General features: G+C 62.7%; 12 protein-coding genes and 1 tRNA gene. All 13 read left to right on the top strand.

What is annotated here, in order from left to right; translation table 11 throughout:
* Positions 1-148 precede the first annotated feature (148 nt).
* Positions 149-224 (top strand) — tRNA-Trp (locus ACWV8V_RS18610).
* Positions 225-268: 44 nt separating this feature from the next.
* Positions 269-676 (top strand): preprotein translocase subunit SecE, encoded by a 408-nt coding sequence (gene secE, locus ACWV8V_RS18605; RefSeq protein WP_121044666.1) that lies wholly within the window; start codon positions 269-271, stop codon positions 674-676.
* Between the two features lie 10 nt (positions 677-686).
* Complete coding sequence (nusG, locus tag ACWV8V_RS18600) at positions 687-1,247, top strand: transcription termination/antitermination protein NusG (RefSeq protein ID WP_019186115.1); 561 nt, start codon at positions 687-689, stop codon at positions 1,245-1,247.
* Between the two features lie 243 nt (positions 1,248-1,490).
* A complete protein-coding gene (gene rplK / locus ACWV8V_RS18595; protein ID WP_019186116.1) occupies positions 1,491-1,919 on the top strand; it encodes a 50S ribosomal protein L11 in 429 nt (142 codons plus the stop codon).
* A gap of 4 nt (positions 1,920-1,923) precedes the next feature.
* Positions 1,924-2,622 carry a 50S ribosomal protein L1 gene (rplA, locus tag ACWV8V_RS18590; RefSeq protein WP_121044663.1) on the top strand — a complete coding sequence of 233 codons (699 nt, stop codon included), beginning with the start codon at positions 1,924-1,926 and terminating at the stop codon, positions 2,620-2,622.
* A 387-nt stretch (positions 2,623-3,009) separates the two neighbouring features.
* On the top strand, positions 3,010-3,543 hold the full coding sequence (rplJ, locus tag ACWV8V_RS18585) for a 50S ribosomal protein L10 (RefSeq protein WP_121044660.1): 534 nt from the start codon (positions 3,010-3,012) through the stop codon (positions 3,541-3,543).
* Between the two features lie 62 nt (positions 3,544-3,605).
* Entirely contained in the window at positions 3,606-3,974 is a 369-nt protein-coding gene (rplL, locus tag ACWV8V_RS18580; protein ID WP_019186119.1) for a 50S ribosomal protein L7/L12, read from the top strand.
* Positions 3,975-4,270: 296 nt separating this feature from the next.
* The gene (gene rpoB, locus ACWV8V_RS18575) at positions 4,271-8,425 is read left to right on the top strand and encodes a DNA-directed RNA polymerase subunit beta (protein ID WP_259262183.1); all 4,155 of its coding nucleotides are present in this window, start codon (positions 4,271-4,273) and stop codon (positions 8,423-8,425) included.
* An 89-nt stretch (positions 8,426-8,514) separates the two neighbouring features.
* Positions 8,515-12,762 carry a DNA-directed RNA polymerase subunit beta' gene (gene rpoC, locus ACWV8V_RS18570; protein WP_259262185.1) on the top strand — a complete coding sequence of 1,416 codons (4,248 nt, stop codon included), beginning with the start codon at positions 8,515-8,517 and terminating at the stop codon, positions 12,760-12,762.
* A gap of 344 nt (positions 12,763-13,106) precedes the next feature.
* Positions 13,107-13,481 carry a 30S ribosomal protein S12 gene (rpsL, locus tag ACWV8V_RS18565; protein WP_017356008.1) on the top strand — a complete coding sequence of 125 codons (375 nt, stop codon included), beginning with the start codon at positions 13,107-13,109 and terminating at the stop codon, positions 13,479-13,481.
* A gap of 12 nt (positions 13,482-13,493) precedes the next feature.
* Positions 13,494-13,961 (top strand): 30S ribosomal protein S7, encoded by a 468-nt coding sequence (rpsG, locus tag ACWV8V_RS18560; RefSeq protein ID WP_019186122.1) that lies wholly within the window; start codon positions 13,494-13,496, stop codon positions 13,959-13,961.
* A 136-nt stretch (positions 13,962-14,097) separates the two neighbouring features.
* Positions 14,098-16,239, top strand: a complete 2,142-nt coding sequence (gene fusA / locus ACWV8V_RS18555) for an elongation factor G (protein WP_259262186.1) — start codon at positions 14,098-14,100, stop codon at positions 16,237-16,239.
* A gap of 52 nt (positions 16,240-16,291) precedes the next feature.
* On the top strand, positions 16,292-16,465 hold a 174-nt coding region (locus ACWV8V_RS18550), incomplete at its 3' end, for a GTP-binding protein (RefSeq protein WP_239503271.1).

Genomic DNA, 16,465 nt, shown 5'->3' with positions numbered 1-16,465 from the left:
TCGTACCGTCGGCGCCGGCGTGGTCTCCAAGATCATCGCGTAATACTGCAATACCGGCGGTCGCATAGCGCTGCTGCCGGTCTCGCGAGTGGCGGGCCGGGAACCTCGGTCCGCCTTCGCCGTCTTAGGGAAGGCAAGTTTTTTCAGTACGCCAGTAGCTCAATTGGCAGAGCAGCGGTCTCCAAAACCGCAGGTTGGGGGTTCGAGTCCCTCCTGGCGTGCCACTTCTCCCTTCCAGCGGCTATGCCGCCACAGCAGCCAGAGCCGGATGAACAGCAAGATCGAGCATTCCAAAGACAACGCCTCCACTGGAGGTGACATCGTCAAGTACGCCGTCGCAGCGATCCTGGTGCTGGCGGGTCTTTTTGCTTGGTATTGGTTCGGTGCTCCTGAGCATGCCTCCCAGAGTGCATGGGCCGGTCCGCTTCGCGGTCTGGCCGTTGTCGTTGGCCTGGTGGCCGGCCTCGGCGTGTTCCTGCTGACCGGCAAGGGTCGCGACACGCGGGAATTCCTTTCCGAATCGCGTTTCGAACTGCGCAAGGTGGTCTGGCCGACGCGCCAGGAAGCCATTCGCATGACCTGGGTGGTGATCGTTGTGGTGATCATCCTCAGCCTGCTGCTGGGCGGATTTGACTTCGTGATTCAGAAATTGACCCAGTGGTTCCTGGGTCGATAAGGAGAAACCAGTGAAGCGTTGGTACGTCGTTCACGCCTATTCGGGCTTCGAAAAGTCGGTTGCGCAGGCTCTGCGCGATCGCATCGTGCGTGACGAGATGCAGGAGCGCTTCGGTGACGTCCTGGTCCCGACCGAGGAAGTGGTCGAAATGCGCGCCGGCCAGAAGCGCCGTTCCGAGCGCAAGTTCTTCCCGGGTTACGTGCTGGTCCAGATCGAGACCCACGAAGAAAACGGTATCCCGCGCATCGACAACGAAAGCTGGCACCTGGTCAAGGACACCTCCAAGGTGATGGGCTTCATCGGCGGTACCGCCGATCGTCCGCTGCCGATCCGTGATGAAGAGGCTGCTGCCATCCTGGACCGCGTTCAGGAAGGTGTGGAAAAGCCCCGTCCGAAGGTGCTGTTCGAGCCGGGCCAGATGGTCCGTGTCACCGAAGGTCCGTTCAACGACTTCAACGGTGTGGTCGAGGAAGTCAACTACGAGAAGAGCCGTCTGCGCGTCTCGGTGCTGATCTTCGGTCGTGCCACCCCGGTCGAGCTCGAGTTCGGCCAGGTCGAAAAGGCCGTCTGAGCCTGAGGGCAGTGGGTTCCGGGCGGCCGCCCGGAACCTGAACAGCCTGCGCCCGTCAGCCTTGAGGCAAGGGCGGAAAAAACCTGATATAGTGCGCGGCTTCCTGCCAGGAAGCTGGCAAAAAGCAAGGGCCGCCGCGAGGTGGCCTTCTGCGTGAATTCAAAACGCGATGCCGGGACGCGTGATTCCCGGTCCGATGGGGAGCCTGTTGTCGTAAGGCGCTAGCACCCGGAGAGCATACTCATGGCAAAGAAAGTTGTCGGTTATATCAAGCTGCAGGTGAAGGCCGGTCAGGCCAACCCCTCGCCGCCGGTCGGTCCTGCGCTGGGTCAGCGTGGCCTGAACATCATGGAATTCTGCAAGGCCTTCAATGCCGCCACGCAGAAGCTGGAGCCGGGTCTGCCGGTGCCGGTCATCATCACGGCCTACTCGGACCGTACCTTCACCTTCATCACCAAGAGCACCCCGGCTGCCGTGCTGCTCAAGAAGGCTGCAGGTATCTCCTCGGGTTCCAAGCGCCCGAACACCGAAAAGGTGGGCAAGGTGACCCGTAAGCAGCTCGAAGAGATCGCCAAGACCAAGGAAGCAGACCTGACGGCTGCCGATCTGGATGCCGCGGTGCGCACCATCGCCGGTTCTGCCCGTTCCATGGGCCTCGTGGTAGAGGGTTAAGAAGATGGCACAGACCAAGCGTGAGAAGGCCATCAAGGCCGCCGTCGTCCCGGGCAAGGCATACGCCTTCGAGGACGCCATCAAGATCCTGAAGACCGCTACCAAGGCCAAGTTCGTCGAGTCCTTCGACGTCGCTGTGCGCCTGGGCGTGGACGCCAAGAAGTCCGACCAGCAGGTGCGCGGTTCCACCGTGCTGCCGTCCGGTACCGGCAAGAGCGTGCGCGTTGCCGTCTTCGCACCGGCCGGTGCCAAGGCTGACGAAGCCCTGGCCGCTGGCGCTGAAGCCGTGGGCATGGACGACCTGGCCGAGAAGATGCAGGCCGGCGATCTGAACTACGACGTCGTCATCGCGACCCCGGACGCCATGCGCGTCGTGGGTAAGCTGGGCACCGTGCTCGGCCCGCGCGGCCTGATGCCGAACCCGAAGGTCGGCACCGTTTCGGCCAACCCGGGCGAAGCCGTCAAGAATGCCAAGTCGGGTCAGGTGCGTTACCGCACTGACAAGGCCGGCATCATCCATTGCACCATCGGCAAGGCCGACTTCGCCGAAGACGCGCTGAAGTTGAACCTGCAGGCGCTGCTGATGGATCTGGTCAAGGCCAAGCCGGCAACCTCGAAGGGCACCTACCTGCAGAAGGTTTCGGTCAGCTCGACGATGGGCCCGGGCGTGACCATCGACCAGTCCTCGCTGTCGCTGAAGTAATCGTTTCAAGCGGGTACCGGGCCCAGGTCCGGTACCCGCGATATTTGAAGGCAATCCGAGTGGGGCTCGCCCTGCAGAGATAGCCGTCAAAGACCGCAGGCGCGGTCAGTACATACCGGCGACGGGCAAGGATGCTCGCATTGGCAGGGAGTCGCCGCCGGCGCAGTACCGAACGCTTAATCGATTCTTTCGGGAATCACCCTGCGTAGATGGTGCCCTTCTGGAGTTTTTCTGGTTTACGCACGTCTGGGTTTTCCCAGGTTGGCCATCCAGGTCTAGAACGGCCCACCCTTGGAACATCACCTGATGTTCCCGGCGTCCAGGACGGATGCCGCCCAGGACCGCACACGGCAGGAGCCGTAAGCGGAGTTCAATTGGAGGAGTGCAATGGCTCTCAATCTGTCCCAGAAGCAAGAAGTAGTCGCCGAGCTGGCAGACGTCGCCGCCAAGGCCCACTCCTTGATCGCAGCCGAATACGCTGGCACCACGGTCTCCCAGATGACCGCGATGCGCAAGCAGGCACGCGAAACCGGCGTTTTCTTGAAAGTTGTCAAGAACACGCTGGCGGCACGTGCAGTGGAAGGTACCGAATACGAATGCGCCAAAGACGCACTCGTCGGTCCGCTGCTGTACGCGTTCTCGCTCGAGGAGCCCGGCGCAGCCGGTCGCCTGATCAAGGATTTTGCCAAGACCAACGACAAGCTGCAGGCAAAGGTCGTGGCCATCGGCGGGGAACTGTTCCCGGCTGGCCATGTCGACGTGCTGGCCTCGCTGCCGACCCGTGATCAGGCCCTGGCCATGCTGGCCCGCGTCCTGGCCGAGCCGGCCACGATGTTCGCCCGTGCCGTCAAGGCCGTGGCCGACAAGCAGGGTGGCGGTGAAACCGCTGACGCTGCCGAGCCGGTCGCCGAAACCGCCTGAGTCGACGTTTCCGTGGTTCCGAACGGAACCTCAACCCAGAAAATTATCCAAAGGTAATCAAAATGTCCCTTACCAACGAACAGATCGTCGACGCCATCGCCGAGAAGTCCCTGATGGAAGTGATGGAGCTGGTCAAGGCCATCGAAGAGAAGTTCGGCGTCTCCGCCGCTGCTCCGGTCGCCGCAGCTGCTGCTGCTGGCCCGGCTGCCGCTGTTGAAGAGCAGACCGAATTCGACGTCATCCTGAAGTCGGCCGGCGACAAGAAGGTCGAAGTCATCAAGGCTGTCCGCGCCATCACCGGCCTTGGCCTGAAGGAAGCGAAGGATCTGGCAGAAGCCGGCGGCATGATCAAGGAAGCCGCTTCGAAGGACGACGCTGCCAAGTTCAAGAAGGACCTGGAAGCTGCTGGCGCGACTGTCGAAGTCAAGTAAGCAGTTCCTTGCCTCGCCATCGAAACACGGCGATGCAGCCAAGGCTGGGGGCGTAAGCCCCCGGCCTTTGGTCGTTTCACGCAACACCCGAAATACGAGCCCAACACGGGCTGCGGTCATCCCCCGTCACAGCGGCGCCCAGGCGCGCGGGCAGGGGAGTGGATGCAGACGAGTTGGCAGTTGGAAGTAGCGGGAGAAGGCGTGCTGGTGCCGGCAATACCAGCGACTTCCAACTGACAATTTCAGTTTCCCCTCGGGTCGTGGACGCACGATCCGCACAGCCAAGGTGATACCTCATGACGTCTTATTCGTTCACCGAAAAGAAGCGTATCCGCAAGGATTTCGGCAAGCAGCGCTCGATCCTCGAAGTGCCGTTCCTGCTTGCCATCCAGGTCGATTCCTACCGTGAATTCCTGCAGGAAAACGTCGATCCGGCCAAGCGCACGGACCACGGCCTGCATGCCGCCCTGAAGTCGGTGTTCCCGATTTCCAGCTACAGCGGCAACGCTGCCCTGGAATACGTCGGCTACAAGCTCGGCGATCCGGTGTTCGACGAGCGCGAGTGCCGCCAGCGTGGCATGAGCTACGGCGCACCGCTGCGCGTGACCGTGCGCCTGGTGATCTACGACCGTGAGTCGTCGACCAAGGCCATCAAGTACGTGAAGGAGCAGGAGGTCTACCTCGGCGAGATCCCGCTGATGACCGAGAACGGCACCTTCATCGTGAACGGTACCGAGCGCGTGATCGTCTCGCAGCTGCACCGTTCGCCGGGTGTGTTCTTCGACCACGACCGTGGCAAGACCCACAGCTCGGGCAAGCTGCTGTACAGCGCCCGCATCATCCCGTACCGCGGTTCCTGGCTGGACTTCGAGTTCGACCCGAAGGATGCCCTGTTCACCCGTATCGATCGTCGCCGCAAACTGCCGGTGTCGATCCTGCTGCGTGCGCTGGGTTACAGCAACGAAGAGATGCTGGCCGAGTTCTTCGAGATCAACACGTTCCACATCAACCCCGATGAAGGCGTGCAGCTGGAACTGGTGGCCGAGCGTCTGCGCGGCGAGACCCTGAACTTCGACCTGGCTGACGGTGACAAGGTCATCGTGGAAGCCGGCAAGCGCATCACCGCGCGTCACGTCAAGCAGCTGGAAGCCTCGGGCATCGCCGCCCTGGCCGTGCCGGACGATTACATCGTCGGCCGCATCCTGTCGCACGACGTGGTCGATGCCAACACCGGTGAACTGCTGGCCCAGGCCAACGACGAAATCACCGACGAGCAGCTGCAGGCCTTCCGCAAGGCCGGTGTGGATGCCGTGGGCACCCTGTGGGTGAACGATCTGGATCGTGGCCCGTACCTGTCCAACACCCTGCGCATCGATCCGACCAAGACCCAGCTGGAAGCCCTGGTCGAGATCTACCGCATGATGCGTCCGGGCGAGCCGCCGACCAAGGATGCCGCGCAGAACCTGTTCCACAACCTGTTCTTCACCTTCGAGCGCTATGACCTGTCCACGGTCGGTCGCATGAAGTTCAACCGTCGTGTCGGCCGCAAGGCTGTCACCGGCGAAGCCGTGCTGTACGACCGCAAGTACTTCGGTGAGCGCAACGACGAAGAGTCCAAGCGCCTGGTCGCCGAGCACGCCGACACCTCCGACATCCTGGAAGTGATCAAGGTCCTGACCGAGATCCGCAACGGTCGTGGCGTGGTCGATGACATCGATCACCTGGGCAACCGTCGCGTGCGTTCGGTCGGTGAAATGGCCGAGAACGTGTTCCGCGTGGGCCTGGTCCGCGTCGAGCGCGCGGTCAAGGAACGCCTGTCGATGGCCGAGTCCGAAGGCCTGACCCCGCAGGAGCTGATCAACGCCAAGCCGGTCGCTGCAGCCATCAAGGAGTTCTTCGGCTCCTCGCAGCTGTCCCAGTTCATGGATCAGAACAACCCGCTGTCGGAAGTGACGCACAAGCGTCGCGTCTCGGCCCTGGGCCCGGGCGGTCTGACCCGCGAACGCGCCGGCTTCGAAGTGCGCGACGTGCATCCGACCCATTACGGCCGCGTCTGCACCATCGAAACGCCGGAAGGCCCGAACATCGGTCTGATCAACTCGCTGGCCGTGTACGCCCGCACCAACCAGTACGGCTTCCTCGAGACCCCGTACCGCAAGGTTGCTGACGGCAAGGTCTCCGACGAGATCGAATTCCTGTCGGCCATCGAAGAAAACGAGTACGTCATCGCCCAGGCCAACGCCCTGACCGATGCCAAGAGCATGCTCACCGAGCAGTTCGTGCCGTGCCGTTTCCAGGGTGAGTCGCTGCTCAAGCCGCCGGCAGAGGTCCACTTCATGGACGTCTCGCCGATGCAGACCGTGTCGATCGCTGCCGCGCTCGTCCCGTTCCTGGAGCACGATGACGCCAACCGCGCACTGATGGGCGCCAACATGCAGCGTCAGGCCGTGCCGACCCTGCGTGCCCAGAAGCCGCTGGTGGGTACCGGTATCGAACGCGCTGTGGCGCGTGACTCCGGTGTGACCGTGAACGCCCGTCGTGGCGGCGAGATCGTGCAGATCGACGCCGGCCGCATCGTGGTCAAGGTCAACGAAGTGGAGATCACCGACGCGACCGACGCCGGCGTGGATATCTACAACCTGATCAAGTACACCCGCTCCAACCAGAACACCTGCATCAACCAGCGTCCGCTGGTGGAAGTGGGCAACGTGGTGGCGCGTGGCGACGTGCTGGCTGACGGTCCGTCCACCGACATCGGTGAACTGGCCCTGGGCCAGAACATGCTGATCGCCTTCATGCCGTGGAACGGCTACAACTTCGAAGACTCCATCCTGCTTTCCGAGCGTGTGGTGGAAGAGGATCGTTACACCACGATCCACATCGAAGAGCTGACCTGCGTTGCGCGCGACACCAAGCTGGGGCCGGAGGAAATCTCCGCCGACATCCCGAACGTCTCCGAGCAGGCCCTGAACCGCCTGGATGAGAGCGGTGTGGTGTACATCGGTGCCGAAGTCCGCGCCGGCGACATCATGGTCGGCAAGGTCACCCCGAAGGGCGAAAGCCAGCTGACCCCGGAAGAGAAGCTGCTGCGCGCGATCTTCGGCGAGAAGGCCTCGGACGTGAAGGACAGCTCGCTGCGCGTGCCGCCGGGCATGGACGGCACCGTCATCGACGTGCAGGTCTTCACCCGCGACGGTATCGAGAAGGACAAGCGCGCCCGTCAGATCGAAGAGTCTGAAATCAAGCGCGTCAAGAAGGACTTCGACGACCAGTTCCGCATCCTGGAAGGCGCCATCTACGCCCGTCTGCGTTCGCAGATCGTGGGCAAGGTGGTCAACGGCGGTGCCAACCTGAAGAAGGGCGACACCGTTACCGAGGCGTACCTGGATGGCCTGAAGAAGGCGGACTGGTTCGCGCTGCGCATGAAGGACGAGGACGCCTCCGAAGCCATCGAACGCGCCCAGAAGCAGATCCAGGCGCACGAGAAGGAATTCGAGCGTCGCTTCGCCGACAAGCGCGGCAAGATCACCGCGGGCGATGATCTGGCCCCGGGCGTGCTGAAGATGGTCAAGGTCTTCCTGGCCGTGAAGCGTCGCATCCAGCCGGGTGACAAGATGGCAGGCCGCCACGGCAACAAGGGTGTGGTCTCCAACGTGGTGCCGGTCGAAGACATGCCGTACATGGCCTCGGGCGAAACCGTGGACATCGTGCTGAACCCGCTGGGCGTGCCGTCGCGTATGAACATCGGCCAGATTCTGGAAGTGCATCTGGGTTGGGCCGCCAAGGGCCTGGGTCGCAAGATCCAGGGCATGCTGGAAGCCCAGGCCGCGATCAACGACCTGCGCAAGTTCCTGGACGAGGTGTACAACCACGACAAGACCCAGCACGCCAACCACGTCGACCTGACCCAGTTCAGCGATGAGGAGCTGCTGCGCCTGGCCGCCAACCTGACCGACGGCGTGCCGATGGCAACGCCGGTGTTCGACGGTGCGACCGAAGCCGAGATCAAGCACATGCTTGCCCTGGCCGACCTGCCGCTGAGCGGCCAGACCCAGCTGTATGACGGCCGCACCGGTGAGGCATTCGATCGCCACACCACCGTGGGCTACATGCACTACCTGAAGCTGAACCACCTGGTCGACGACAAGATGCACGCCCGTTCGACCGGCCCGTACTCGCTCGTTACCCAGCAGCCGCTGGGCGGCAAGGCGCAGTTCGGTGGCCAGCGCTTCGGTGAAATGGAAGTCTGGGCGCTGGAAGCCTACGGCGCGGCCTACACCCTGCAGGAAATGCTGACGGTGAAGTCCGATGACGTGCAGGGCCGCAACCAGATGTACAAGAACATCGTCGACGGTGAGCACGAGATGGTCGCGGGCATGCCGGAATCCTTCAACGTGCTCGTGAAGGAAATCCGCTCGCTGGCCATCAACATGGAACTGGACGGCAACTGATCGCGCAGGCGCGGCTGCCCCGGCAGCCGCGCCGCCACATCTGAACCGACAGCCCCATCGACAAGATTTCCTCCTTTCGGAGAAACACCATGAAAGACTTGCTCAACCTCTTCAACCAGCAGCGTCAGACGCTGGACTTCGACGCGATCAAGATCGCGCTGGCCTCGCCGGACCTGATCCGTTCGTGGTCCTTCGGCGAAGTGAAGAAGCCGGAAACCATCAACTACCGTACCTTCAAGCCGGAACGTGACGGCCTGTTCTGCGCCGCCATCTTCGGACCGGTCAAGGACTACGAGTGCCTGTGCGGCAAGTACAAGCGCATGAAGCACCGCGGCGTTGTCTGCGAAAAGTGCGGCACCGAAGTCACCCTGGCAAAGGTGCGCCGCGAGCGCATGGGTCACATCGACCTGGCCTCGCCGGTCGCGCACATCTGGTTCCTCAAGTCGCTGCCCTCGCGCATCGGCCTGATGCTGGACATGACCCTGCGTGACATCGAGCGCGTGCTGTACTTCGAAGCGTATGTGGTGACCGAGCCGGGCCTGACCGCCCTGGAGCGCCGCCAGCTGCTGACCGAAGAACAGTACCTGCAGGCCCGCCAGGAACATGGCGACGACTTCGATGCCGCCATGGGCGCCGAGGCCGTGTACGAACTGCTGCGCACCATCGACCTGCAGTCGGAGATGATCCGCCTGCGCGAAGAAATCGCCAGCACCGGTTCGGAAACCAAGCTCAAGCGACTGACCAAGCGCATCAAGCTGGTCGAGGCCTTCCTCGAGTCGGGCAACCGTCCGGAGTGGATGGTCATGACCGTGCTGCCGGTGCTGCCGCCGGACCTGCGTCCGCTGGTGCCGCTGGACGGTGGCCGCTTCGCGACCTCCGATCTGAACGACCTGTACCGCCGCGTCATCAACCGTAACAACCGCCTGCGCCGCCTGCTCGAGCTGAACGCGCCGGACATCATCGTGCGCAATGAAAAGCGCATGCTGCAGGAATCGGTCGATGCGCTGCTGGACAACGGCCGTCGCGGCCGTGCCATCACCGGCACCAACAAGCGCCCGCTCAAGTCGCTGGCCGACATGATCAAGGGCAAGCAGGGTCGCTTCCGTCAGAACCTGCTGGGCAAGCGCGTGGACTACTCGGGCCGTTCGGTCATCGTGGTCGGTCCGTACCTGCGCCTGCACCAGTGCGGCCTGCCGAAGAAGATGGCGCTGGAACTGTTCAAGCCGTTCGTCTTCGCCAAGCTGCAGCGTCGTGGCCTGGCCACCACCATCAAGGCCGCCAAGAAGCTGGTCGAGCGCGAAGAAGCCGAAGTCTGGGACATCCTGGAAGAGGTCATCCGCGAACATCCGGTGATGCTGAACCGTGCGCCGACCCTGCACCGTCTGGGCATCCAGGCGTTCGAGCCGGTCCTGATCGAAGGCAAGGCCATCCAGCTGCATCCGCTGGTCTGCACCGCGTTCAACGCCGACTTCGACGGTGACCAGATGGCCGTCCACGTGCCGCTCTCGCTGGAAGCCCAGCTGGAAGCGCGTGCGCTGATGATGTCCACCAACAACATCCTGTCGCCGGCCAACGGCGAGCCGATCATCGTGCCGTCGCAGGACGTCGTGCTGGGTCTGTACTACATGACCCGCTCGCTGGTGAACAAGAAAGGCGAGGGCATGGCCTTCGCCAACATCGCCGAAGTCAAGCGCGCCTACGACAACCGCGTGGTGGAACTGCACGCACGCGTCAAGGTCCGCATCACCGAAGTGGTGACCGACGAGGAAGGCAACAAGCAGAACAAGACCTCGATCGTGGACACCACGATCGGTCGCGCCCTGCTGGCTGAAATCCTGCCGGAAGGCCTGCCGTTCGCGCTGGCCAACACCGAGCTGACCAAGAAGAACATCAGCCGCCTGATCAACTCCAGCTACCGTCAGCTGGGCTTGAAGGACACGGTCGTGTTCGCCGATAAGCTGATGTACACCGGCTTCGCCTACGCAACCCGCGCTGGCGTGTCGATCGGCATCGACGACATGCTGATTCCGGACGAGAAGCGCGGCATCCTCACCGAGGCCGAAGCCGAAGTGCTGGAAATCCAGGAGCAGTACCAGTCCGGCCTGGTCACCGCCGGCGAGCGCTACAACAAGGTGGTCGACATCTGGTCGCGCACCAATGAACGCATCGCCAAGGCGATGATGGACACCATCGGTACCGAGAAGGTGGTCAATGCCGAAGGCGAGACCATCGACCAGAAGTCGATGAACTCGCTGTACATCATGGCCGACTCCGGTGCCCGTGGTTCGCAGGCGCAGATCCGTCAGCTGGCCGGTATGCGTGGCCTGATGGCGCGACCGGATGGCTCGATCATCGAAACGCCCATCAAGGCGAACTTCCGTGAAGGCCTGAACGTGCAGGAGTACTTCAACTCCACCCACGGTGCCCGTAAGGGTCTGGCCGATACCGCGCTGAAGACGGCGAACTCGGGTTACCTGACCCGTCGTCTGGTCGACGTGGCGCAGGACGTGGTCATCACCGAGGTGGATTGCGGTACCACCGAAGGCCTGACCATGACCCCGATCGTGGAAGGCGGCGACGTCGTGGAGCCGTTGAAGGACCGCGTGCTGGGTCGTGTCGTGGCCGAGGACGTGTTCCTGCCGGGCAACGACGAAGATCCGATCGTGACCCGCAACACCCTGCTCGACGAGCAGTGGGTGGCCAAGCTGGAAGACGCCTCGGTGCAGTCGGTCAAGGTCCGTTCGACCATCAGCTGCGCCTCGCCGTTCGGCGTCTGCGCACACTGCTACGGTCGCGATCTGGCCCGCGGCCACATCGTCAACATCGGCGAAGCGGTCGGCGTCATCGCTGCGCAGTCGATCGGTGAGCCGGGTACCCAGCTGACCATGCGTACGTTCCACATCGGTGGTGCGGCGTCGCGAGCTGCTGCGGTCGACAACATCACCGTCAAGACCACCGGTTCGGTGAAGTTCAACAACCTGAAGTCGGTCGAGCACGCCAGCGGTTCGCTGGTGGCGGTCTCGCGTTCGGGCGAAATGTCGGTGCTCGATGCCCACGGCCGTGAGCGTGAGCGTTACAAGCTGCCGTACGGCGCGACCATCACCTCCAAGGACGGTGATGCGGTCAAGGCTGGCCAGACCGTGGCCAACTGGGACCCGCATAACCACCCGATCGTGTCCGAAGTGGCTGGTTTCATCCGCTTCATCGACTTCATCGACGGCGTCACCGTCATCGAGAAGACCGACGAACTGACCGGCCTGGCGTCGCGTGAAATCACCGATCCGAAGCGTCGTGGTTCGCAGGCGAAGGACCTGCGCCCGATCGTGCGTATCGTGGACAAGAACGGCAACGATCTGACCATTCCGAACACGGATCTGCCGGCGCAGTACCTGCTGCCGCCGCGCTCGATCGTCAACCTGCAGGACGGCGCCGCCGTCGGCGTGGGTGACGTGGTCGCCAAGATCCCGCAGGAAGCGTCCAAGACCCGTGACATCACTGGTGGTCTGCCGCGCGTCGCCGATCTGTTCGAAGCACGCAAGCCGAAGGATCCGGCGATCCTGGCCGAGCGCTCGGGCATCATCAGCTTCGGTAAGGACACCAAGGGCAAGCAGCGCCTGATCATCAAGGACACCGATGGTTCGGAACACGAAGAGCTGATTCCGAAGTACCGCCAGGTCATCGTGTTCGAAGGTGAGCATGTGACCAAGGGTGAAACCGTCGTGGACGGCGAGCCGAGCCCGCAGGACATCCTGCGTCTGCTGGGTGTCGAGCCGCTGGCGGCTTACCTGGTCAAGGAAATCCAGGACGTGTACCGCCTGCAGGGCGTGAAGATCAACGACAAGCACATCGAGGTGATCACCCGCCAGATGCTGCGCAAGGTCGAGATCACCGATCAGGGCACCAGCAAGTTCCTGAATGGCGAGCAGGCCGAGCGCCAGCGCGTCATCGAGGAAAATGCCCGCCTGGCCACCCGCAACGAGCTGCCGGCCCGTTTCGATCCGGTCCTGCTGGGTATCACCAAGGCGTCGCTGGCGACCGAGTCGTTCATCTCGGCGGCCTCGTTCCAGGAAACCACCCGCGTGCTGACCGAAGCGGCTGTCCGCGGCACCTCGGACAACCTGCGCGGCCTGAAGGAAAACGTCATCGTCGGCCGTCTGATTCCGGCCGGTACGGGCCTGGCGTACCACGCCAACCGTCGTCGCAACGCCTCCGGGCTGACCGACTCGGAAATGCAGACCCTGTCCGGCAGCACGCCGGCGGTGGCTGAGGTGGCTGCTGTTGCCGCCGTGGCCGTCGAGCCGACCGACGCCGAGCAGGCGCCGGGCAGCGACGAGTAATACGCAGGCCCGGCTCCGGCCGGGCCCGCGGCAGGGCAGGGTGCCGACTCCGGTCGGCCCCTTCCCGGCAAATCGACGGCACCGGCCACTGGTGGGATGCCTGTCGATGAGGTAGGATGCCCGCCGGTCTTTCAAAGGACCGGCTTGACAACCTGAACGGGGGGCATGGAAAAGGCTCCCCTGTAACGGCCCGGGATCAGGGCTGGCTTGGCGTGTGCGCATTTGACTGCGTTTTCGCCGGGTTGCTACAATCGTCTGTCTCAGCAGGCCGGTCTTTCGCCTGCTCGCACATTTCCGCATTCATGGCCAGTCTTTTCATTGGCCTCTCTCAGAAGAACATACTGATGGCGACGATCAATCAGCTTGTCCGCAAGCCGCGGCAGGCAACCACTTATAAGAGTGCCTCCCCGGCCCTCGATAAGTGCCCCCAGCGCCGTGGTGTCTGCACGCGCGTGTACACCACCACTCCGAAGAAGCCGAACTCGGCGCTTCGCAAGGTTGCCAAGGTTCGCCTGACCAACCAGGAAGAAGTGATTAGCTACATCGGCGGCGAAGGCCACAACCTGCAGGAGCACTCCGTGGTCCTCATCCGTGGCGGTCGCGTCAAGGATCTGCCGGGTGTGCGTTACCACACCGTGCGTGGCTCGCTGGACGCCTCCGGCGTTGCCAAGCGTCGCCAGGGCCGTTCCAAGTACGGCGCCAAGCGTCCGAAGAGCTAAGGGAAAGTACACATGTCTCGTAAAGGTAATACGCCGCAGCGCTCTGTCCTGCCGGATCCGAAGCACGGAAGTGAAACCATCGCTCGTTTCATCAATATGGTGATGCTGAGCGGCAAGAAGTCGGTCGCTGAAAAGATCGTCTACGGTGCCATGGACGTGATCGGCGAAAAGAACCCGAATTCCGTCGAGCTGGTTCAGAAGGCTCTGGAAAACGTGGCTCCGTCGGTCGAAGTCAAGTCCCGCCGTGTCGGTGGTGCCACCTACCAGGTGCCGGTCGAAGTGCGTTCGTCGCGCAAGATGGCGCTGGCCATGCGTTGGCTGATCGACTCGGCGCGTAAGCGTGGTGAGAACACCATGCCGAAGAAGCTGGCTGCCGAACTGCTGGACGCCTCGGAAAATCGTGGTGGCGCTATCAAGAAGCGCGAAGAAACCCACCGCATGGCCGAAGCCAACAAGGCCTTCGCGCACTACCGCTGGTGAGTTTGACGGCCTTGCAAAACAGGCACGGCAGCACCATCTAGGTGCTGCCCCGCGGCACCTGGGGTGCCGCGCCAATCCGAAGGCCGCCGAAAGGCGGCGTTCGGCCATCCGAATTCCAAGAAATTGAGAGGCTCCCGTGGCCCGCACCACTCCCATCGAGCGTTACCGCAATTTCGGCATCATGGCCCACATCGATGCCGGCAAGACCACCACGTCCGAGCGCATCCTGTTCTACACCGGCAAGAGCCACAAGATCGGTGAAGTGCATGACGGCGCTGCCACCATGGACTGGATGGAGCAGGAGCAGGAGCGTGGCATCACGATCCAGTCCGCTGCCACCACCGCGTTCTGGAAGGGCATGGACAAGTCCCTGCCGGAGCACCGCTTCAACATCATCGACACCCCCGGACACGTCGACTTCACCATCGAAGTTGAGCGCTCGCTGCGCGTGCTCGATGGCGCCGTCTTCGTGCTGTGTGCCGTCGGTGGCGTGCAGCCGCAGTCGGAAACCGTGTGGCGCCAGGCCAACCGGTACAAGGTGCCGCGCATCGCGTTCGTCAACAAGATGGACCGCACCGGCGCGAACTTCACCAAGGTCGTTGGTCAGCTGAAGGCCAAGCTGGGTGCCGTTGCCGTCCCGATGCAGCTGCCGATCGGCGCCGAAGAAAACTTCAAGGGCGTGGTCGACCTCATCAAGATGAAGGCCATCCATTGGGATGAAGCCTCGCAGGGCATGAAGTTCGAGTACCTGGAGATCCCGGCGGACATGCAGGCGGAGGCCGAAGAGGCCCGTACCTACATGATCGAAGCTGCCGCTGAAGCCAGCGAAGAGCTGATGGAAAAGTACCTGGGCGGCGAAGAGCTGACCGAGGCCGAGATCGTCGAAGCCCTGCGCGTGCGCACCCTGGCCACCGACATCGTGCCGATGTACTGCGGCTCGGCGTTCAAGAACAAGGGCGTGCAGGCCATGCTGGACGGCGTGGTGCAGCTGCTGCCGTCGCCGATCGACGTGCCGGACGTGACCGGTACCGATGTGGACGACGAAAGCATCGCCCTGAGCCGCAAGTCGGATGACAAGGCACCGTTCTCGGCGCTGGCCTTCAAGATCATCACCGATCCGTTCGTCGGCGCGCTGACCTTCTTCCGTGTCTACTCGGGCACCCTCAATGCCGGCGACCAGCTGCTGAACTCGGTCAAGGGCAAGAAGGAGCGCATCGGCCGCATCCTGCAGATGCATTCCAACGATCGCGAAGAGATCAAGGAAGTGCTGGCCGGTGACATCGCCGCGGCCGTGGGTCTGAAGGACACCACCACCGGCGACACCCTGTGCTCGCAGGACCATCCGATCATCCTGGAGCGCATGGTGTTCCCGGAGCCGGTCATCTCGATGGCTGTCGAACCGAAGACCAAGTCCGACCAGGAAAAGATGGGTCTGGCCCTTGGCCGTCTGGCCCAGGAAGATCCGTCGTTCCGCGTCAAGACCGACGAAGAATCCGGCCAGACCATCATCTCGGGCATGGGCGAGCTGCACCTGGACATCATCGTGGATCGCATGAAGCGCGAGTTCAACGTTGAAGCCAACGTCGGCAAGCCGCAGGTTGCGTACCGCGAAACCATCCAGATGGCGGACGTGAAGTCGGACTACAAGCACGCCAAGCAGTCCGGTGGTAAGGGTCAGTACGGTCACGTCGTGATCGAGCTGTCGCCGATCACCGCTGAAGATCGTGCCGACCCGAAGATCGGGCCGCTGATCAAGGACGACTTCCTGTTCATCAACGACATCACCGGTGGCGTGATTCCGAAGGAATTCATTCCGTCGATCGAAAAGGGTCTGCGCGAAACCATCACCAGCGGTCCGCTGGCGGGCTTCCCGGTCGTGGACGTCAAGGTCAAGCTGGTCTTCGGCTCGTACCATGACGTCGACTCCTCGGAAATGGCGTTCAAGCTGGCCTCCTCGATGGCCTTCAAGCAGGGCTTCTCCAAGGCCAAGCCGGTCCTGCTGGAGCCGATCATGAAGGTCGAGATCGTGACCCCGAGCGACTATCAGGGTGACGTGATGGGCGACGTCAGCCGTCGTCGCGGCATGCTGCAGGGTTCGAGCGTGACCGGTGACGGTTCGGCTGAAATCATCAATGCGATGATTCCGCTGGGCGAAATGTTCGGCTACGCCACCTCGCTGCGTTCGCAGACCCAGGGTCGCGCAACCTTCACGATGGAATTCGACCATTACGAGCCGGCTCCGTCGAACATCGCTGAAACCGTGATCAAGAAGTCCTGAGCGTAAGCTCAGGCCTTCACCTCCTTATTTCTGACATCCAAGGTATACAACAATGGCAAAGGGTAAGTTCGAGCGCACCAAGCCGCACGTCAACGTCGGCACCATCGGTCACGTCGATCACGGCAAGACCACGCTGACCGCTGCACTGACCAAGATCGGTGCCGAGCGCTTCGGTGGCGAGTTCAAGGATTACTCCTCGATCGACGCCGCGCCGGAAGAAAAGGCA

Source organism: Stenotrophomonas sp. Ker107b (assembly GCF_053847245.1).
Note: the sequence above shows the minus strand (reverse complement) of the source record. Positions and strands in the feature narration are given on the sequence as shown.